Source organism: Liquorilactobacillus hordei DSM 19519 (genome assembly GCF_019443985.1).
Lineage (GTDB): Bacteria > Bacillota > Bacilli > Lactobacillales > Lactobacillaceae > Liquorilactobacillus > Liquorilactobacillus hordei.
In genome coordinates this window covers 2219845-2240128 of the sequence record NZ_CP049303.1, presented here as the reverse complement: position 1 = coordinate 2240128, position 20284 = coordinate 2219845, and the positions used below count along the sequence as shown (strand labels likewise).

General features: G+C 34.6%; 17 protein-coding genes, 3 pseudogenes and 1 riboswitch. Of the genes and pseudogenes, 7 read left to right on the top strand and 13 right to left on the bottom strand.

Annotation, left to right across the window (positions count from 1 at the left end; genetic code table 11):
- The 5 genes and pseudogenes from G6O70_RS12040 to G6O70_RS12020 all read left to right on the top strand — a co-directional run.
- A partial coding sequence (locus G6O70_RS12040; RefSeq protein WP_219934289.1) for a hypothetical protein occupies nucleotides 1-228 on the top strand: 228 nt, incomplete at its 5' end.
- On the top strand, nucleotides 197-844 hold the full coding sequence (locus tag G6O70_RS12035) for a hypothetical protein (protein WP_219934288.1): 648 nt from the start codon (nucleotides 197-199) through the stop codon (nucleotides 842-844). The genes G6O70_RS12040 and G6O70_RS12035, both read left to right, overlap by 32 nt.
- Nucleotides 845-1215: 371 nt before the next feature.
- Nucleotides 1216-2310: pseudogene (locus tag G6O70_RS12470) on the top strand (YhgE/Pip family protein); the annotation flags it as partial.
- A gap of 332 nt (nucleotides 2311-2642) precedes the next feature.
- Complete coding sequence (locus G6O70_RS12025; RefSeq protein ID WP_219934287.1) at nucleotides 2643-2969, top strand: hypothetical protein; 327 nt, start codon at nucleotides 2643-2645, stop codon at nucleotides 2967-2969.
- A 452-nt stretch (nucleotides 2970-3421) separates the two neighbouring features.
- Entirely contained in the window at nucleotides 3422-4183 is a 762-nt protein-coding gene (locus G6O70_RS12020; RefSeq protein ID WP_219934286.1) for a hypothetical protein, read from the top strand.
- 583 nt (nucleotides 4184-4766) lie between these two features.
- Here the strand turns inward: G6O70_RS12020 and G6O70_RS12015 are convergent.
- From G6O70_RS12015 to G6O70_RS11985, 8 genes and pseudogenes are all read right to left on the bottom strand, one after another.
- A pseudogene (locus G6O70_RS12015) lies at nucleotides 4767-5785 on the bottom strand (MFS transporter).
- On the bottom strand, nucleotides 5755-6096 hold the full coding sequence (locus G6O70_RS12330; protein WP_258236145.1) for a hypothetical protein: 342 nt from the start codon (nucleotides 6094-6096) through the stop codon (nucleotides 5755-5757). Before G6O70_RS12330 ends, G6O70_RS12015 begins: the two are co-directional and overlap by 31 nt.
- A gap of 60 nt (nucleotides 6097-6156) precedes the next feature.
- Nucleotides 6157-7833, bottom strand: a pseudogene (locus tag G6O70_RS12010) (IS1182 family transposase).
- A gap of 184 nt (nucleotides 7834-8017) precedes the next feature.
- Nucleotides 8018-8359 (bottom strand): hypothetical protein, encoded by a 342-nt coding sequence (locus G6O70_RS12005; protein ID WP_057870147.1) that lies wholly within the window; start codon nucleotides 8357-8359, stop codon nucleotides 8018-8020.
- A gap of 30 nt (nucleotides 8360-8389) precedes the next feature.
- Nucleotides 8390-9235, bottom strand: a complete 846-nt coding sequence (locus G6O70_RS12000) for a PTS system mannose/fructose/sorbose family transporter subunit IID (RefSeq protein ID WP_057870148.1) — start codon at nucleotides 9233-9235, stop codon at nucleotides 8390-8392.
- 2 nt (nucleotides 9236-9237) lie between these two features.
- Entirely contained in the window at nucleotides 9238-10092 is an 855-nt protein-coding gene (locus tag G6O70_RS11995; RefSeq protein WP_057870149.1) for a PTS mannose/fructose/sorbose/N-acetylgalactosamine transporter subunit IIC, read from the bottom strand.
- 24 nt (nucleotides 10093-10116) lie between these two features.
- Nucleotides 10117-10611, bottom strand: a complete 495-nt coding sequence (locus G6O70_RS11990) for a PTS sugar transporter subunit IIB (protein WP_057870150.1) — start codon at nucleotides 10609-10611, stop codon at nucleotides 10117-10119.
- Nucleotides 10612-10625: 14 nt separating this feature from the next.
- A complete protein-coding gene (locus tag G6O70_RS11985; protein WP_057870151.1) occupies nucleotides 10626-11060 on the bottom strand; it encodes a PTS sugar transporter subunit IIA in 435 nt (144 codons plus the stop codon).
- A gap of 277 nt (nucleotides 11061-11337) precedes the next feature.
- Between G6O70_RS11985 and G6O70_RS11980 the strand changes: the two genes are divergently transcribed.
- A complete protein-coding gene (locus tag G6O70_RS11980) occupies nucleotides 11338-13848 on the top strand; it encodes a PRD domain-containing protein (RefSeq protein WP_057870152.1) in 2511 nt (836 codons plus the stop codon).
- A gap of 181 nt (nucleotides 13849-14029) precedes the next feature.
- On the opposite strand, the gene G6O70_RS11975 is transcribed toward G6O70_RS11980, so the two are convergent.
- Both G6O70_RS11975 and G6O70_RS11970 read right to left on the bottom strand, forming a co-directional pair.
- Nucleotides 14030-14896, bottom strand: coding sequence for an alpha/beta hydrolase (locus tag G6O70_RS11975; protein WP_258236144.1), 867 nt, complete (start codon nucleotides 14894-14896; stop codon nucleotides 14030-14032).
- A gap of 118 nt (nucleotides 14897-15014) precedes the next feature.
- Nucleotides 15015-15902, bottom strand: coding sequence for a LysR family transcriptional regulator (locus tag G6O70_RS11970; RefSeq protein ID WP_057870154.1), 888 nt, complete (start codon nucleotides 15900-15902; stop codon nucleotides 15015-15017).
- 110 nt (nucleotides 15903-16012) lie between these two features.
- Between G6O70_RS11970 and G6O70_RS11965 the strand changes: the two genes are divergently transcribed.
- The gene (locus G6O70_RS11965) at nucleotides 16013-17041 is read left to right on the top strand and encodes a YeiH family protein (protein ID WP_057870155.1); all 1029 of its coding nucleotides are present in this window, start codon (nucleotides 16013-16015) and stop codon (nucleotides 17039-17041) included.
- 185 nt (nucleotides 17042-17226) lie between these two features.
- Here the strand turns inward: G6O70_RS11965 and G6O70_RS11960 are convergent, their stop codons facing one another.
- Genes G6O70_RS11960 through G6O70_RS11950 form a run of 3 tightly spaced genes read right to left on the bottom strand, consistent with a single transcriptional unit; the run spans nucleotide 17227 to nucleotide 19868 of the window.
- Nucleotides 17227-17901, bottom strand: a complete 675-nt coding sequence (locus tag G6O70_RS11960; RefSeq protein ID WP_057870156.1) for an energy-coupling factor transporter transmembrane component T family protein — start codon at nucleotides 17899-17901, stop codon at nucleotides 17227-17229.
- Nucleotides 17902-19305 (bottom strand): ABC transporter ATP-binding protein, encoded by a 1404-nt coding sequence (locus G6O70_RS11955; protein ID WP_233419183.1) that lies wholly within the window; start codon nucleotides 19303-19305, stop codon nucleotides 17902-17904. It abuts the gene before it with no gap.
- 2 nt (nucleotides 19306-19307) lie between these two features.
- Nucleotides 19308-19868: an ECF transporter S component gene (locus tag G6O70_RS11950; RefSeq protein WP_057870158.1), complete on the bottom strand. Its 561-nt coding sequence runs from the start codon at nucleotides 19866-19868 to the stop codon at nucleotides 19308-19310.
- Between the two features lie 117 nt (nucleotides 19869-19985).
- A riboswitch (TPP riboswitch) is annotated at nucleotides 19986-20075 on the bottom strand.
- Nucleotides 20076-20284: the final 209 nt, after the last annotated feature.

Sequence of the window (20284 nt, the reverse complement as noted above, 5' to 3'; positions counted from 1 at the left end):
GTTGGAACAGGGTTCACAACAGCTTCTAAAGGTGCTAATAAGTTGAAAGAAGGCTCGACAACATTATCAGATGGACTTAACACATATACTGCAGGAGTTAAGAAGGTTAATGATGGTGTTATTGAATTACAAACAGGTGTGGTACCTTTGAGTCAAGGTGTAATTAAGTTGACGACTGGGGCAACTGCACTTCAAAGTGGTGTATCAGAATATACAGCTGGTTGCTAAAGTCAATACAGGGACACAAAAGCTGAATAATAGTACAGGAACACTTGCGAGTGGAGTTAGCAAGTTGGCTACGGGTTCGAATTCACTGTCGAGTGGATTGGGAACATATACGAGTGGAGTCAGCCAGGTTAATTCAGGTTTGGGTACTTTGAATAGTAAAACTTCTTCACTAACAAGTGGATTAACAGATTTGAATACAGGATTAAACACATTGAAGGGAAACTCCAAGCAGATAAATTCTAATGTACAAAAATTAGCAAATGATTTACCTTACCCTGTTTCTGTTTTAAATATAACAACTACAATGATTAACAATAGTGTTCAAAGTTTAAATTCTAATGGTGAATTAAATAACTTAAATGATATGATTACTTTTTTACAAAGTTTACAAAGCTTTTATAAAAATTATGGAAGTACATTAACACAACTTAGTCCGTTAGTAGATAATTTATCTAGTATGACAACTGGGGTAAAGCAGATTCAAGCTAATAATCAGACTATTTCTGATGCAGTTAATACACTAGAAACCTCAGCAACGTTATCTACTAGTGACAAGGCAGAACTTGAAAAAAAAAAGCAGCTAACACAAATACTACGAATATTACAAATTCTATAAATACTAGTTTAACAAGTATTAATAGTAGTCAACTAGAGGAAGCTGTTAAAAACTTTAATGAATTAATTCAGAAAGCAAACTCAATTTCACAAATTGATTTGTCTAATGTTTCAGCAGATAGTATAGCTGGTAAGATTACACAATTAAGTGAATTAACTGCGGCTGCTCAAAAGGCAGCTTCCGGTCTTAACAACTCAATAGGAAATAATAGCTCATTTAATGAATCTGCTGTAAATGAAAAAACTTTAAAAGAGATTGCGCAAGAAAATGCAACTGGAACACAACTCAATACTCTAGTAGCAGGTGTTACTAAATATACAAGTGGTGTTAATAGTGCCAGTGTAGGTTCAAATAAACTATTAAGTGCTCTTCCGACTTTGACCGGAGCAATCTCTAAGTTGGCAAATGGGACAACAGAATTAAATAATAATTCTAACCAATTATTAAGTGGAGCCTCACAACTTGCAACTGGTTTAGGAACACTTAACAGCAATGTGCCAACTCTTGTTTCGGGCGTAAGTCAACTTGCTTCTGGGACAAGCGAATTAAATAGTAATAGTGCTGCTTTGAATAGCGGAACGGCACAACTTGCGAGTGGGTTAACTCAACTTAATAGTAAGGTGCCAACACTCTCATCCGGCGTTAACCAGTTAGCAAGCGGGACAAGTCAGCTTAATGCTAATTCTTCAGAATTGACACAAGGTTCAGCGAAGTTAGCTGATGGAAACAAGGCTCTTGCAAAAGCTTTAGGCAAGGGAGCGAAGAAGGTAAATGCAGTTAAGACGTCTAACAAGACAGCAAATATGTTTGCTACACCATCTAAACTGACTCATAAGAATTACAGTACTGTTCCTAATTATGGGTATGCACTTGCACCATATATGCTTTCAGTTGCATTATATGTTGGCTTTAGTCTTTAACCTAGTATATCCAATACGTCGTCTATCTACACCAGATGGTACAGGAACAGAATGGTTCTTAAGCAAGATTGCAGTTGGTGCAGTTGTAGCAACTGGTACGGCAGTAATTGAAACATTGTTAATGATGGCAGTAGGATTGATACCAGATCATCCTTTCCAAATGATTCTTAATGCGCTAATATTCTCCTTTACTGCGATGTACTTGATAATGTTCCTCTCAGTTGCTGGTGGAAATCCAGGTCGATTTGCTGCAATGATTCTCTTAGTTATTCAACTAGGTGGTTCAGGTGGATCATTCCCAATTGATATTACAAATGGTATGAATGGATTCTTCCAAGCAATTAATCCTTTCCTACCAATGACATATTCAATTCTTGGATTCCGTGAGGCATTGACTTCTGGATTAGGGTCAAATCAGGTTCTATTCTCAGTTGGAATAATGCTTATCTTTATGATTGCTTCGTTATTATTACTATGGGCAACAATGGTTACAAGAGAAAGAATGGTTCAGTTAGTTATGCAGAACCAGCAACAGAAGAAAAGTAAGCAAATTTAATAAGTTGATAACCTTGAAAAGGTCTCTATGGAGATCTTTTTTTACTTGTAAAGAACTGTGTTCTACAAATTAAGATTTTCCAATCTAGCTTTGAATTAGTACTCGAAATTTTATGTTATATATTGGGATTGGTAATTACATTTCTCATTTTTACTACATTGAGATCATTAAAAGTTACAACTTTTTTTAAATGATATTAATAAAAATTATGAGGAAATACTGAATTATTTTTTCGTAGGACTATAATTAGACGCACATAGTAAATGTCTTATGATATCATATCTAACAGGGGTTATAATTTTATTATTGTGGGGGAAAAACGTTGTTAAAAATTAACAAAAATTTTATTATTATATTATTTTTAGCTGCTATTACTTTTTTATATACATCTATATTGTTTGGATCCAATCAACTTGCTTTAACATCTGACAGTAGTTTTCATTTTTCAAGAGTTGAAGAAATATATCATAATTTAAGGGGACATCATCTACTTACTTTTATTGCTAGTTATACTTTTAATCATACTGGTGTAGGTAATTTTCTATTTTATCCTACCGTTTTTTTGTATCCGTGGGCTTTTTTAAGATTTTATTTTAATCCAATCAGCGCTTTTTTTATTTGTATGGCTTTTTTTTATTTAGCACCCTAACTATTGCTTACTATTCTATGTATAGTTTTTCTAAAAATAGGGGTCGGAGTTTAATATTTGCACTTATTTATACGATTGCGCCATATCATTTACATTTAGGTCTTTACAATTATGTTTTAGGGGAATTTATTGCGTATACATTTGTACCTCTAATTTTCTTAGGTGCTTATAATGTTTTTTGGAAAAATTTAAAAAAATGGCCACAACTTGCAATAGGGATGAGTTTGTTGTTATATAGCCATCTATTAAGTGTTTATCTAATAAGTATGATTCTAACGGGATTGGTAATTTCTAAAAATTATTATTCAAAGACGTTTGAATCTGAACGGATACTTGCATTATGTAAAAGTAATAGGTTTGACATTATTGTTGAGTTCTTTTATTATAGTACCTTTTGTTACAGATTTATAGGTCAAAATCTTGCCTCTCCTAAAAAAGGATTCGATTTTTTAATGTCATTTAATGAAATGATAGTTGCATCGGTCTCGAATACTATTTCAATTAATCATTCAATAGGTATTATTATGTTGATAACTGCTCTTCTTGGCTGGTATTTTGTAAAAAGAAGTATTGTAGAAAAGAATATTTATATTATTGGAATTATCTTTTTGTGTTTGTCTACTACTCTTGTTCCATGGGGATTACTTGATCATAGCCATACAGCATTAAATATTTTGGGTGAAATTCAATTTCCTTATAGATTTAATACTTACTCAAGCTTCTTCTTGTCAATTACGGCTTCGTTGGTATTAAGTCAATTACTTGAGCAGTTTAAGACGAACTATCTTAAAAAAATAGCCATCATAAGTTTTGTTTTTTTAAGTATTGTTGGATATTATGGATCAATGCAATCAATTTTTGATCGTATTTTAGCAGCTAATCAGAATTATTTACTAGAAAGTAAAGGTGATCCTATACCATTACCGATTAATGCTTTAGTTGATAAATCTAATTATAATAATATTTTTTCGTATCTAGTTTTAAACGGTGAAACTGACTATTATCCAAAATATGCTGATAAAGATACTGGTTCATACAATCAATCAATATATAACAATTATGTTATTATAGGAAAAAGGGAGATTAAATTGGTCCCCAAGACTGTACCAAACACTATTATCTATCAAGTCCATAAAAGTGGTAAAGAAGAGAATATAAATTTACCAATTATCGATTATAATCGAACACAAGTTAAATTAAATATAAACGTGTAACTCATACTAAAAGCTTTCGTGGAACAGTTGAAGTTAAATCAGCACAAAAGAATAATAAAATTACTGTAACTTATCAACCAAGCAAATTATTTTATTTCAGTTTATTTATTAGTTGTTTAACATGGATAGTGTTGATAATAAGGATCTTTGTAGGAAAATTAAAGAAATAAGGTTACAGTAAATTTAAATATAGAAAAATATTTTCTTCTTTTAGCGTGAATAAAAAAGAGAGTTATATATGTTTGAAAAATAAGAAGCCAGGCCAAAAATTAAATTTGGTCTGGCTCTTTGATTTCAAAAAAATGGGTTTTACGAATCAAAAAAGTTATAATAGTATTCGAATTTTATAAATTGGTGGTGCTAATAAAGATAAATTAATCTGTTAGTAACTGTAGAATCTTATTAGAAAGTGAAGACTATTTAAATATAAATGAGGATGTTTTGAAAGAAGATAAAATTGATTAGTCAGAATCTATGTGAAGGAAATAAAAAAGTGGATCAAAATTTATATTTAACCAATTATTCAATCATTATTTTGAATTATAGACTATATATAATTATTCGTTACAATTTATTTAGACTTTTAATTACTCAGAGAAATCAACATCTTTGTCTCCGCTACTGTTAAGAGTGAAATTAAGCAAGCAACAGCCATTATTCCAAGATAAAGGCCAACAAATTTTATTCCCCAATTATTAGCTAACCAAGTTGCAATCATTGGTGTAAATGCTGCACCGACAATTGCGGCTAGATTATAAGAGATTCCGGCACCAGAGTAGCGCACTTCCGTCTTAAATAATTCTGGCAACAAAGCACCAACTGGACCAAAGGCAACGCCCATTAATGTAAAACCAACGACTAAAAAGATAATAGCTCCTGTAAAGTTACGCTGCCCTTGTAAAAGGTATGGAAAGAGCAGTGAAAAGACAATCAAAGCACTTGAAGAAGCAAGTAAAACTCTGCGACGTCCAAAAATATCTGCAAGTTTGGAAGCATATACAATTAAAATAGCAAAAACAATAATAGCACCCATTAATAAAAATAAATATTCACGATTAGAAAATCCTAAATTTGTGATTGCATAAGTTAAGGACCAAGTTGCCAATGTGTAGAATAATGTATAGGTTACTGCAACAATAAGAGTACCTTGGATAATCTGACGCCAAGAAGTCTTAAAGACCAATGTTAATGGAGATTTAGAAGTCAGTTGTTTAGCTTGTGCTTGTCTGAATAGTGGTGTTTCCTGCATCTTTGTCCTGACCAAAAACCAACAACAACAAGGACTGCAGAAGCTAGAAAAGGCACACGCCAACCAAATGAGAGCATCTGATTAGGAGTTAAGAAAGATTCAAGAAGAAAAAATAAACCATTGCTTAAGAAGAAGCCAAGAGGAGCACCTAATTCTGGAAAAGCACCATAGAGTGCACGTTTGTCCTCAGGAGCATTTTCTGTAGCAACAAGTGTCGCGCCTGACCATTCGCCTCCAAGACCGATACCTTGAACGAAACGACAAATGCAAAGTAAGATAATTGCGAGTAATCCAAGAGTGCTGTAGGCAGGCAGCAATCCAATTAATACAGTTGATCCACCCATGAGTAGCAACGAAACAACCAATGTTTTTTTACGGCCAACCTTGTCTCCAAAATGACCGAAGACAAATGATCAAGAGGACGTGCAACGAAAGCCACGCCAAATGTGAGCAGACTTAGTAGTGTAGCGATTGTTGTGGTTACCTCAGGAAAGAAAACCTTTGGAAAGTATGTAGCAGCAGCAGTTCCATAAGCATAGAAATCAAAGAATTCAATAGCTGTACCGATCATTGAAGCTAGGATTACCGTTTTAACAGAATCTCGAGCATTATCTATTTGACTTAGACTCTGTGAGTTAACGATTGTTTTTGTAGCAGTAGTCATTATAAGTATCCTCCTAAAATTATAAATTCGAGTAATCGTTGTTATTTGAGTAATAGTCGCTTAAGTCATTTTAAATTCCTCCTTTTTAGAATAAAGAAAAAAGGGGCTGTGCCATAAGTCCTTCAAAATAGAAGAGATTAGTGAAAATCGTTCTTTGATTTTCGCTAATCTCTTCTTTTTGTTTATAGAACAGTTATAGTTGGTAACCTTTGCCACCAATTTTCTAATGTTCATTGCCATCAAGGCAATTCCAGCTTCCTTTTTTACCTTCTCAAGACCTCTAACCGAAAATCTTTTAAAACCCAAACAAGCCTTCAATCCACCAAAAACTGATTCGACATCTATTTTACGTCGTCCATAAATTGAACCAGTTTGGTGATTTGAAAGCAACTTGCGTTCCTTAGCTTTTGAAGTACTCCCAAGCGTCATTAATACTTATTTTGCGAAGATTTCCGCTTTTAGTGAACGCTCGGTGGTCAATTTGAAAATCATTATCATATTTGTTTGCCTTATACTCTTTAAATTCACGTACAAACCCGTACTTGTCTTTGCGCTTACGGTAAGTATAAAAACTAAATCTAACTCCTTGCGGATCAATAAAATAATCATCTTTAGGGTGATATGTCCAATTCATGACCTTACGGTCATCGCTTTGCCATTTGCGACTATTTTCTTTCAACATTGTCCCATACGGAATCAACGCTGTATGTTCAGGTAATTCATCTTCAAAGTATCGATAATTTGATTCTGAACCGTATCCTGCATCGGCCACAATATACTTACCTAAAGTTCCAGCTGCTTGTTGCTGCTGTAAAAAGGGAATTAATGTTTTGGTATCTCCTGGATTTTGAAAAATGCCAAAGGCAGTTACAAATTGTTTACTCGTGGCGATTTGTAGATTATAAGCCGGTTTTAGCTGTCCGTTGAACATTGAATCTTCTTTAACACGCATAAAAGTCGCATCATGGTCTGTTTTCGAATAACTATTTCGTTTACCATAAATTCCAGTTTGTATTTTATATTCCAATAACTTAGTTTGGCGTAACTTAAGTTTTCGTTTTAACGATTTCAGTTCTCGACGTCTGGGTTTGGAGAGGTGTGCTCCTTTTCAATCTTTTTATTCAGATCTTTCAAGTTATTCTCTAACCGCAAGATAATTTCATCAAGCATTTCTAAAGTAAGATCTGTCTCTACTGGGAGCTGGCATTTAAACTTAGCTTCATTTAATTCTTTCAGAAGGGATATAATCGCAGAGCGATTAAGCTTGTCAAAACGAACAGTATTCTTACGCCAAACAAAACTATACTTATTGGCATCAGCCAAAATTTTAGTTCCATCAATAAAAGTAACCTCATCAATAAAGTTATTTTGCTTTAGATATTTGGTTAGTTTTTGAATGCATTGATTGATCAAGTTCTCAACTTCATCTGAAATTCTAAAACGACAAATTGTTCGGTAGGCTGGAACTTGTTCTTGCGTCAGCCAGCGGGCTGCCAAATTCTCTTCTGCCAAGGTATTAATACGACGACTACTGAAGATACCTTTTGTGTACGCAAACAAAATTAATTTTAAAAGTACACGCAGATCATACTTACGCGGACGTCCAAAGATGTAGGGATCTTTAATTTTAAGGTCTTCAACTATTTGATTAATCATCCGTGCAGGATGATTTTCTTTTGGTTCCCAGTCAGTTTTGATACTAAGTACAGTCAGATTTATGTTATAATTATCGTACATTTTGATTATCCTTTCTATAGGGGTATTGTTTGTAAAGGTGCTGGCTGCAACCGGTGCTTTTTTATTTTTAATTATACCAAAAGAGCTTCACCAGAAAAATCATTACTTTCTCTGGTGAAGCTCTTTCACTTAGGACTTATGGCACAGCCCCTTTTTTTATTATTGATTCGTTAACGAGAAAACATTATGAATGTTTAATCTTTTCTCTATTCGAACTTACAGTATTTTTATGTGTCTTATAGAAATACTCAAGTTTTTGATCAAAATCATGGATAAGTGCATGAATATTTTGTTGACCTTTCCATCCTGCATACCCAAATATCAGCATTCCCAGAGCACCCATTACAAACAAGGAGATTCCAAGTATATTAAGCCAAAAATTTTGGTGATGGAAAAAGTAAATTACGACGATTCCAAGACCACTGATAGTAGTCCAAAGCTGAAACCAGTAACCTAAATTTTTAAGCATATGCTTCTGATATGCAACCTCTTCCTCATATCCTTTTTTCATTTCTTGAATTGTCATTTTTACTTTCCCCCTTATTATTGACTATTTTTAGTATGAGAGACCAGGATTGAAGAAACCAAGTAGAACACCAATAAGTGAAATTACTACGAGAAGTACCATTGTCCAAATAGCAGATACATGTTTCTTTGTCATTAACCACCAGCAGAATAGAGTTACGATAACTGTTAACAATCCAGGATAGATACTGTCTAATTTGTTCTGAAGATTAAGGAAAACTTTGCCATTTGCTCCATGTAATTTAAGTGAAGTTGTAACGTTTACCCATGAAGCTAGAACACCACCAACAACCATACTACCAACAATTCCGATTGCACGGCGGATAGCAGCTCCTTGTTTACCAACTAAGAAACTAACGGCTTGATCTCCAAAACGATAACCACGGAAATATAGGAAACGTTGTCCGAAGTAGGCGATTAATACCCATGCAACGATGTAGAAGATTGCACCAAGTGGTGAACCCCCGGTTGACATACCTAGAGAAATACCTAAGAGAATAGGAATAAGAGTTCCATCAATCAAAGAATCACCAATTCCGGCAATTGGTCCCATGAGTCCAGCACGCATATCATTAATGGTTTCACCATCAATTTCTTTACCATTGGCACGTGCTTGTTCCATACTTGCTGTAATGCCGACAATTACGGTTCCTAACATTGGATTAGTATTGAAAAATGCTGTATATGCCTTAATTGCTTTAACTTGATCTTCATGTTTTGGATACAGTTTCTTGAGAATTGGCAACATTGATGCCATATAACCAAATGTCTGCATATGTTCTTGTGAGAAACATGTTAACGCGCCCCAAAACCAGCGATGAAAAGATTTTGTCAGGGTTTTGTTATCAAGTTTTTTTGTGTTATTAGTATTTTCCATAATCAAATATCCTCCTCGTCGTCATCATTATTTGGACCTTCAGGAACTACACTGTTGTTTTGTTTGTCACCTTTAGACATTTCAACTTCATACATGATAACTGCAAACAGCAATGAAACGACTGTGACTGAAACTAAATTAAGACCTAGTGAAGCTGCTAATGTAAAACCTACAAGGAAAGGAATAAAATCAGCTGTCCGACCTATAATTTGGCGAAGTAAAATTGCGATTCCGACACATGGTAGCATGCCACCAACTGTGAATAATGTTTTCATAGCAACGCCATCCATAGGCAAAGCATTTCTTAGGGCTGTTACAGCAGTAGCACCATAGTAGGTAAGAAGCATTGTTGGTAAGAATGAGAATATAGCGTGAGAAATCCAAGGCCAACCGAAGTTAACAGCCGTTAATTTATTAAGTTTCCCATTATGAACATCTTTCCATCCGAATGATTGCCAAACCAAGTTCATAGTAGCAACAGCATAATAGAGAACTGTACCAACAGTTCCAACTAATGTTCCGACTGATTTAGCAAGGTTAGCTGCACTACCACCAAGTGGATTTAACCCCTGTGAAGCAATAGCAACCATAGCTAATGGAATACCAATATAAGAAATTGCACGAACATCAGCAGAAACCGTTCCACCTGGTGTAACGAGTGCAATATAAACTAACTGCATAGCAACACCACAGGCAATTCCTAACTGAAGATCACCTAAAATAAGACCACAGATAAGGCCACCAACTAATGGACGACCGATTGTATAATTACCGACCGCTTGGCCAGCCATACATGAGTTAGAACATAAGCAAGCAAACAGTCCTAAAAGTGCTGCTTGAATCCAACTAATTGTCATTTTAAATCCCCCTCTTTTTTAAATCTAATAACCAAATTTTGACTTGAATTTATCCCAACTACCTAATCGTTGATCAGGTAACAGTGCAAAATCTACCTTGTAACCTTTTTTCTCAATTGCTTCAAAAGCCGTTCCTTCTTCTTGAGTAAAGGACTGGTTATCTCCAAGCTTTATTGCATTGTCTCGATCGTTACCAGGACCCACGATAACAGTTTTTATGTCACTTGGTTGAAAGTTGAAATCAACTAAGATTTTCTTCATATCTTGTGGATTTTTAGTAATCAAGAAATACTTGGTTTTAGAATTCAAAACTTTATCCTTGACCTGTTCAAAATGCTCAAGTGTCCAAACAAATGTTTTTTTGTCAGAAGCAGCTTTGTAGGCACCTGCTAAAACAGGGTTATTGGCAGCTTTATCATTTACGGCAATAATTCCGTCACACGGATATTCTTTGCCCCAACGGACTGTGATAAGTCCATGAATCATTCGATCATCAATACGCACAAAAGAAATTGACATTATAATATCCCCCTTTAAATATCATCATCAGAAGTTTCAGATGCAACAGCTATATCCAAAAACTTAATTGCACCTTTTGATTCTGACATTATTTTTGCTTTTAATTCTTCCTCATCCATTGTGTCTTTTGACATCAAGGCAGTTAGTGCCATGGAGAAGTTCATACCGCCAATTATGAAGCTATCTTGCAATTTGTTATATTTGTTCAAAGTGTTACAAACGGTTGTAAGTGGGCTACCACCTATAATATCTGCTAGAACGATAAATTGAGCATCAGTTGGAAGTTTTTCTAAAATTGTCTCGAAGTGATGTTCTAAAGTTGTACTAGTTTCATCAGGCTTTAGCCCAACGGCAATAACTGAATTAATAGTTTCTCCCGCGAACATACTCAAAGTCTGTTTCAATCCGTTTGAAAAATCACCATGACTAACCAATAATAAATATTTCATTTTAATCTCTTCCTCTTCCGTAAAATCATAATCGATATAGCTTTACAGAAACCGATGATTGATTATCAATGGTGTGTAATTATTTTTTACGCAATTGATACTAGTCATCGTGAAGGAAGCACCTCCTTTCGTTATGAGAATTTGTAAACTATTTCTTAGATTTGTCTAGACTTAAATTAAGATACCGCTTACACTTATTATATTAAGCATATACCATTGAAAAGTCACTTGAATGTTGTGCTTAATTATGATTGATAGTGCTTAAGGAGGGATTTTTTTGAATGCTATAGAAAAACTTTACGCAGCAATTGCGCAACAATTTCCTGATGAACGTATTACAACCAAACAGGCTGCTGATACTGTTGGTCTGACACGAGGCGTGACAAGTAGTTACTTATCCAAGCTAGAAAAACAAGGAAAGCTCTTAAAAACAGGGAGCCGTCCTGTGTACTGGCAAATTAAGAGGGATGAATCTGCTTTTGATGAATTGATAGGGTTTCGTGGCAGTTTACGAGAGGATATAAATCATGCTATAGAAGCAATTGTTTATCCAGGCCATGGACTTCCTATTTTAATCATAGGTGCTCATGGTACTGGAAAACTGTCGCTTGCCCAAGGTATCTTCAAGGAAGCAATCCAACGTGGTATTTTTACCCAAGAAGCAGTTTTTAAAATAATTGATTGTGGTAAATATAAAAATAAATTCAACTTATTGCAAAGAGAAGTACAAAGCATTGGCAAAAAGGAACAAGCGGGATTTTTATATATCAAAAATTTGCAAGTACTGCATTCTGAAAAACAGCACGAACTCTTTATGCTTGCTAATCAACAAGAAAAAACAAATATTCGCTTTATTTTTTCAGCAATCACAGACCTAAATAATACAAATTATATTGATTTTAATTGTGCTTTAGTACAAATTCGCTTGAGTTTGCTCAATGAACGTCCACTCGATGAAAGAATTACATTTGTAGGATTATTTTTACAGCGGCAAGCTAACAAAATAGGTAAGGATATTGTAATTTCACCGCGTTTACTGATTAAGTTGGCTAAATTCACCAATGTTGGTAGTATCAGTGAACTTAACAATCGAATACAGTTATTGTGTGCAGAGGCATACGCAAAAGCACCTAATATTAAGCAATTAGTAATTAGTAAGGCCGATGAAAATGCAATTTGTATAACACCAAATCGTGAATTACTAGAAACGAGAATCACTTCATTAGTGACTAGTGCATTACAGCTTGGGCCAACAGCAACTAACTTACTTAAAGAACTTTCAGAATCACTCCTCGCAGGGGAAACTATCACTGAGCAAAACTTCTTAGTGCTTAAAGTGCTTAATCAGGTTGATACTACTGTTAGCGAATCTCTCTTAACAGCACTTTCTCAAACAATTCGCCAATCTTCGCAGGAAGCTATTACACATCAATATGGAGTTACTTTTCAAGATGATGACAACTTTTGGCGCTATGTTGCACTTGCTTTTGTCTTCGCTAGTCTATGTGGTGATAATCTACCAATTACAGAATCTGTACCTAAACTTCAAGTTGAGATAAAAAAACGATATCCGCGCAGTCATTATCTATTTAAACAACTACTTAACAAAATAGCCCCTCAAAATATAAAAAGTGCATATTATTATCTACCATTTTTCGTATTGATGGTTCAGTGTTCAGAGAAGATTGAATCAGTACACTACAATGCAATTTTACTTACGCATGGAGAACACACAGCATCCAGTATTCAACAGGTCGTCAACACACTTTGTGGTAACTATTTTTTTGAGGCTTTTGATATGCCTATTGATGTTTCCATTAATAGGATAAATGCATACGTGCGTGATTACTTAGTTGATCAAGGTTCTTCTCCGAAAGGCAATATTATTTTGTTTGATATGGGTTCTCTAAGGGAAATGTTCAGGGAAATAAAAAAAGTATCCGATCAGGAACTTTTAGTTGTTAATAATGTTACAACTTCAATGGCACTTGATATTGGTTTGCGAATTCAACGCAATGAACTTTTCCAATCAATCGCAGATGCTAGCCAAAAATATAGTTCAACTACAGATACACAATACTATGAGGGATTATCGAATCGAAAAAACATTATTGTTTCATGTATGTCAGGAGTAGGTCTTTCGGAAGAATTAAAAAAATTGATTGAGGAAACACTTTCCCTATCATTAGAGGTAATTGCCATTGATTACAAGCACCTGCATGCGTTGTTAAAAAATAATGATCGTCAATTTTTTTCAAATACACAGTTGATCTTAACTACTACAGATGTTAGCGGTGATATGGGGATTGATATTATTAACATTTATAATATTTTTGACAAATCAGTTTCATTAAAATTAGAAACAATTCTACTTCAAACGGGAGAAACTCAAAAATCTAGTAATTTACTGATTGAACGCTTATTACGCTTTTTATCAATTGAAGGAATCCGTGGGCGTTTGCAAATTTTAAATCCAGATGTTGTGATCCAAGAAAGTCAAGACATTGTATCTCATTATGAGAATTTTTATAACGTAAAATTTGAACCAAGACTGAAATTAAATCTATATATGCATTTATCACTTATGATTGAACGAATGCTTGTAAGTACAACAGTTTCAGAGAATTCATTCCAAGAAGCATCGTTAACTCCTAGGAAGAAAGATTTTATTTCTTTATCTAAAGGAATCTTTCAACCGGTGGAACAAAAATTCAATATTAAGGTTCAAAATTATGAGATAGAGTTGCTTTACCAACTGCTCAAGGATTTTATTTTTATTGATAAGTAGAAAGTGATATATTATTCGATTTAGCAAAAGTAAATTTTACAACTATACTCAAAAAAGAATTTACAGCATTATATCTTTTTTATAAACAAATAGAGGAGAATAGTGAAAATTAAAAAACAATTTTCACTATTCTCCTCTATTTTGGTAAACCAATGGTTTAGTTTTTTTAAACTAACTAAATTTATGATGCTCTATCATTATCCCTTCCCCAAACAAACTTGATTATCTTTTGGCTCACTTGGGGATTTTGTCGGAGCATATGATGTTGAGCATCCCAGCCTTTAAATTCCACTTGGTGATAGCTTTTTGCACGGTTACCGATTAGATATTTAAGTGAACGAGCAGATGTGGTACTAACACGACCATCTGAGTTTGATCCGTTGTCCAGGTTTCCATAGATGTTGAGTACATGAACCTGATTAATTGGATAATTTTCTTTTCGATTCAAGAAGAAGTGATAGAAATCACTCATTTTTTGTGGACGACTATCAGCAGCTAACTTATTATCGGGAAAGCGAAAACCATCAATATTTGAACCGTCAAATGGCCCCGCAATGTCAACTTGGTGTACTAATTGGGCAGTCTTTTTTTCGTGACCAAGTAAATAATACATTAAGTCAAGATTACCTAATGAATGAGCGACAACATTATACTTTGTAAAGTGATGCTGGGATTGAAGTTGTTTTAAAACTTTGCCAAACCAAAAAGCATAACGAGGATAGTTGCGATTATGATTGGCGATAAAATTAACTTCTATTAATGGGTTGTAACTTTGATTTGTCCAGCGAGAACTATGTAGTATACGGATTGAGCCGTTGCGTCGTACATTTGCGCGAACAACAGTATTGGTAACCCCATTTTCAGTTGCAGAATTTACCATATATCTTTCGGCACGGTAACTGCTACCGTAGCCATGGATGAAGAAAGTAGGTATATCAGTTTTTTTGAAACCTGCTTTTTTTGTGGAGGCACCATGAACGACACCCCAACTTGAAGTACATCCAAGTAATATTATTATAATGGCAAATAATAATTTGCGTTTCATCATAATTTCCCCTAACTATACAATGAATTAAATCCCTTTGAGTCAGAATATCATATTGAACGAGAAAATAATGATAGGTTTATATAAAATATAATCTGATTTTTAGAATATTTACAAATACTTAATTATTTAGTTGCTCAAGTGAGTGAAACCATTTCTCATAATCGGAAGCAAAAAAACTTTCTTTAGCATAAACAAAGTAAAGTTCATGCTCGACCACTCCACGTTGCAATGGCAATTGTTTAAGAACTCCTTTTTTTAAATCATTTTCTACTAAAATTCTGTATAAGAAGCTAACTCCTGCTCCGTCTTTGACGAGAAGGCGTAGTAATGTTGGTTCGGAGATTGTCAATAGTTGAGAAAAATCAGTAAGACTTATATTTTCCTTTTGAGCAAGAGAAGTCAAGATTTCCCGTGATCCAGAACCTTCTTCCCTTATGATTAGGGGATATGATAACAATTCGTTCCAAGTTACTCTTTGTTTTCGTGCTAATGGATGAGTAGCACTGACAATAGGTACAAAGGGTTCGTTTCTAATGATATGGTATGAAAAATTGTGCTTCTCGAAGTTTCCTTCGACAATACCAAAGTCGATTGTTCCGTTGTCAATCTGCGATAAAATACTTGCGGTATTTCCAGCAAGGCACTTTATTGTAGTGAAATCAGCTTTGTCTAACATAATTGAAATCATCTTTTTGCCAATAACTTCACCTAATGAACGTGTAATACCAAATGAGATTTCACGTTTTTGATTGTCATTTTGCAGATTACTTAATACTTTAATGGCTTGTGCGTGTGCACGAGTTAAAAAAGCTGCGAGTTGCTTGCCTGCAGTTGTTAATGTTAAATTTGGTCGCTTATAAATAACTAATTTTAAATTAAGGCTGTTTTCTAGGCGCTGAATTTGTTGTGTCACAGCAGGTTGTGAGATGAAAAGTTGTTGGGCCGTTTTTGTGTATGAGAGTGTTTGGCTAAGGACTAAAAACGTCTGATATTCTTGTGAAATCATTAGAACCTCCTACATAACTATTACTTATATTAATATAATAAATCATAATTTTATTTTATGGGTAATAATTAGTATGATTAATCTGTAAATTGTTGAAAGAGGGATTGGAAATGATAGGAACTATAAGGAGTTATTCGTTTTGGCTTGCAGTTGTGATGACATTAATTTGTGCTGTAATCGGAACGTTTTTGGCACAATTACCATATTTATCACTTTTTGGAGCACTGATTATCGCATTGATTTTAGGAATGTTTTTTCAATCTTCTAAGAAACTAGTAAATCAAGCGAGCGGTGGAATAGCTTTTATTTCAAATAAATTTTTACGCTTAGGAATTATTTTACTTGGTTTCAAATTAAATCTGGTTCAGTTGGCACAAGCTGGAATTAAAACGATTTTATTAGCAATTGTGATTGTTACGGGTACAATCTTTTTGACATACTTGATTGAAAGAAAGTTTGGTGTGGAACCTGAATTAGCAATTTTAGCGGCGAGTGGTACCGGAATCTGTGGAGCCGCCGCAGTGATGGGAATATCTCCACAAATTAAGGTAGCACCAGAAAAATTAGAACGACAACACGAAAATGAAGTATTGGCAGTCGCAATCGTTGCGATTATGGGAACTGTGTTTACTTTTATTGATCTGGGACTAAAACCATTACTTGACTTAACACCTACACAATTTGGTGTTTTTGTGGGTGGTTCACTGCATGAAATTGCACACGCTGTAGCCGCAGGAAGTGCTGCAGGACCAGTCGGATTGGATAATGCAATAATTACTAAGCTTTCTCGAGTACTAATGTTGGCCCCAGCAGCATTATTAATAGGTTTTTGGTATCAAAAAAAGAGTAAACAAGATAATACTGAGAAAGAGGGAACTGCGAAATTACCGATTCCTTGGTTTATGGCAGGCTTCATTCTTGCAAGTGTTGTAGGAACCTTTGCTCCATTAGGAACGAATATGTTAAATATTCTGGTCAAAGCTGCATATATTTTTTTAGGGATGGCCATGTCTGCGCTAGGTATGAGTGTTAACTTTAAGGTGATACTAAAGAGAGGACTTCCTGCATTTGCAGCAGTCTTTATATCATCGATTATTTTGGGGATATTTGTTTTGACAGTTAGCAAACTCTGGTTTTAATTATTATTTATCTGACATATAACTTAATAAGAAACTATAATTATACGAAAAAGCATCTCCAAGATTTGGAATATTCATCCAAGTTTTAGAGATGCTTTACTTATATCATATTCTCATTTCTGTGATCTAAAAAGCTTTTATTCTCTTTCAGCAATAATAATTTTAGAACGATTATTTTAGACAATTTACCAAGGACGTACCAAAAAAGAAATAAAGAAATAAATTAGTATTAAAAAAATAGCTAGTACCCATTGCCATTTAGGTAAATCGTCCTTGTAAGTAAGTGTCCGCAGCGCTCCTTCGCTAAATCCTTGTGAGGTCATCGCTTCAGCCAAATCTTGTGACCAATTTAAGGCTACAATAATGATTCGCAAATAAAGGCTAGGATTCCAAAAATGATAGGTTGTACCACGCATCATTGCTGAATAACGAATTATTTTGTATTGTCGTTTTATTCGTCCTAAAAGATTGAAGGAAGCTAATAGTCCGTAAACAAAGGTCGTAGATAGTTTTAGATGGAGTGATAAACTCAACAAAATATTCTTGATAGGAATTGTCAATGTAACAATTGCTCCTAGATAGAGATAAGCGTAAACACGAGAGGCATAAATCCAGGCAGTATGCCAAACATCTCCTGTTCCAAATGCGATAAACGACCACCAACTTCCTAGTGCTAATGGAAAAGCATAGAGGCTAGCTAGGAATAATAATTTGCCAGATGTCTTGCAATAGCAAAGGTACATAAGAGTAATAATAACAACTCCAATATTCGTGGAGACACTATGTGCAAATGTAATTTGAAGACCAACACCAAGCATAATAATTACTAAGATTGTAGGATTGATTCTTTTACTACTCAATTAATCTTCCTCCAATCGCCTGATAGTCTGCCCAGCCATTAAGAACTCGTAATCAATATTTTCAATAACACCTCTACGCTGATGTGAAATGATTAATGTTGCAATTTCTAGATCCTTAGTCGTTTGCTTAATCAGAGTTAACAAATTATCAAGGGAGCTAAGATCGAGTCCTGCAAAAGGTTCATCAAAAAGCATTACAGGCTGAGACATAATTAACATGACTAATGCTTGGACTTTCTTTTGTTGCCCTCCAGAGAGTTGATAATTAACATGACTTAGCACATGAGTGAGATTAAGTTTTTCAACTGCTTCTTGAACTCGTGCAGTTGTCCAATATTCTGAATGAAGGGAGTTTGCTTGTGAGAGTGCAAGTTCCTCATTGACATGGAGTTTGATGAATTGATCACTGCTATTTTGAAAAATCTGCGCAACAATTTTTGCCCAATTACGCAATCTGATTTTTTCAGAAGATTTGTTATTGTATAGTACATGACCACTGTATTTTTTTTGGTGCGAAAGTGCGGCAAAGAGAGTCGACTTACCTATACCGTTATCACCAGATAAAAGACCAATATATCCCTTAGGAATACTAAGTGAATTGGGTGATAGTAACAAACGCTCACCCACGGAGAAACTTAGGTTTTGCCATGAAAAAATTGAGTTATTGGGTAAGTCTTTTTTTTCTACATTAGGTTGAGACGGTAGGTTCGAAAGTTCAGTTAACGGTAACTCAATTAAATTTTTCGCAGAGACTTTGATTTTATACAAGTGGTCAACAAGACCATCATAGTCTGAAATATCATGATCAGAAATAAAAATTGTTTTGTTTTGCGTGAGTTGCAGACGTTTCAATTCATTTAAGATTTCGACTCGTGAAGTAGAATCTATATTAGCAAAAGGTTCATCCAAAAAAATGATGGGACTATCAAGTGCGAGAATAGTTGCTAAGGCCACGCGTTGTTGTTCACCGCCAGAAAGTGTTTGTAATATTCGATCCTTGAACTGAAATAAATTTAATTCTTTGAGGATATTCAGTGTCCTTTTTTCAATTAAATGAGTGGGATATTGAATATTTTCTAAAGCAAATACTAGTTGTTCAAAGACTGTTTTCATCGTGAATTGTCTACTAGGATTCTGAAAAAGCATGGCAACATGTCGTGCTCGCTCAAAAGGAACAATATCTGTAATTTCTTGCTCATTGAGTAAGATGTGCCCCTTTTGTTTAATACCACTATATTGTGGATATAAACCAGACATTAGCTTAAAAATAGTAGACTTTCCACTTCCTGAAGGGCCAAGCAATAAGTTAAAAGAATTCAGCTGCAACTCAAAATTAAGATTCTCAAATATTGGATAGGAATCAGCTGCGTAAGTGAAAGTTAAATCTTCTATTTTTAAGGACATGTTCATTTAATCAATCCAGACTTATCTGTTAATTTTTTTATCCAGTATACCAATATTCCAGCGAAGAAACCAATTGAAATAAAGCGAATTACAAAGAGGCTGATTAACAATCCTACTTGGTATTCACTGTAGCCGCTTTGGAACCAGTCCCAAATAAAAGTAACAATAGTTGAGCCAATCGTAGACAATAAAAGACCGAGCTTTCCCCAATTTTTGTAACCTGTAACGGCAAATCCCAGCTCGTTTCCAATTCCTTGAATAAAACCAGAGATTAAGGTAGAAGCTCCCCAACTAGAAAACAACAACATTTCAACAGCAGCAGCTAATAACTCCCCTATAACGGATGCTCCTGCCTTTTTTAATAGTACCCCAGCTAGTGGGCCGGCCATAATCCATACTCCAAGTGTTAGGTCATTGGCATATGGTTTGAGCGGTGTTGCAGCTACTGCGTAATAGGCAAAGCTCCAAACCTGATAGATAATTCCGAAGAAAATGGCGATGATTGCCAAGAAAATGACATCTTTGACAGACCATCCCTTTTTAGTATGATTAACAGTTTGCATAATAAATCGCCCCTTTTAAAATTTTGGAGACAACAAAAAGAAATGAATTGCGAAAAAAAGCCACCATACTCTCAGTGATGAGTATGCCGGCAGGTTGTTTGCTTTGATTAATATAACAATCAATTGATACAAAGCTCCCTCCGCTGGCATTGTCCAGATCAGGTCAATGGGTAATTCTCAGCCAATTAGGCACCCCAGTTTGTTAATCTCTTAAAAACAAATTAAGTCTAGCAAATATTGTGTGAAATGTAAAGTTCTAAATGCTAGGTGATAAAGTAACTTTTTAAATTTCGTTGTGAAGCTATGTATTCATTAAAATGCACGATTACGGTAGAATACCGAACTCTGTATTAGTCTGAATTATAAATTAGCGTTATAATTAAGGTTGTTAGTCAGCGACGAATTATTAAGAGTAG

Coding starts and splice junctions, on each gene's coding strand:
- G6O70_RS11970 (WP_057870154.1), bottom strand. CDS start 15,902: ATGATTTCACAAGAATATCAGACGTTTTTAGTCCTTAGCCAAACACTC.
- G6O70_RS11955 (WP_233419183.1), bottom strand. CDS start 19,305: ATGTCCTTAAAAATAGAAGATTTAACTTTCACTTACGCAGCTGATTCC.
- G6O70_RS12020 (WP_219934286.1), top strand. CDS start 3,422: ATGTCATTTAATGAAATGATAGTTGCATCGGTCTCGAATACTATTTCA.
- G6O70_RS11965 (WP_057870155.1), top strand. CDS start 16,013: ATGATAGGAACTATAAGGAGTTATTCGTTTTGGCTTGCAGTTGTGATG.
- G6O70_RS12330 (WP_258236145.1), bottom strand. CDS start 6,096: ATGACTACTGCTACAAAAACAATCGTTAACTCACAGAGTCTAAGTCAA.
- G6O70_RS11990 (WP_057870150.1), bottom strand. CDS start 10,611: ATGTCAATTTCTTTTGTGCGTATTGATGATCGAATGATTCATGGACTT.
- G6O70_RS11975 (WP_258236144.1), bottom strand. CDS start 14,896: ATGATGAAACGCAAATTATTATTTGCCATTATAATAATATTACTTGGA.
- G6O70_RS12000 (WP_057870148.1), bottom strand. CDS start 9,235: ATGGAAAATACTAATAACACAAAAAAACTTGATAACAAAACCCTGACA.
- G6O70_RS11995 (WP_057870149.1), bottom strand. CDS start 10,092: ATGACAATTAGTTGGATTCAAGCAGCACTTTTAGGACTGTTTGCTTGC.
- G6O70_RS11950 (WP_057870158.1), bottom strand. CDS start 19,868: ATGCAAACTGTTAATCATACTAAAAAGGGATGGTCTGTCAAAGATGTC.
- G6O70_RS11985 (WP_057870151.1), bottom strand. CDS start 11,060: ATGAAATATTTATTATTGGTTAGTCATGGTGATTTTTCAAACGGATTG.
- G6O70_RS12005 (WP_057870147.1), bottom strand. CDS start 8,359: ATGACAATTCAAGAAATGAAAAAAGGATATGAGGAAGAGGTTGCATAT.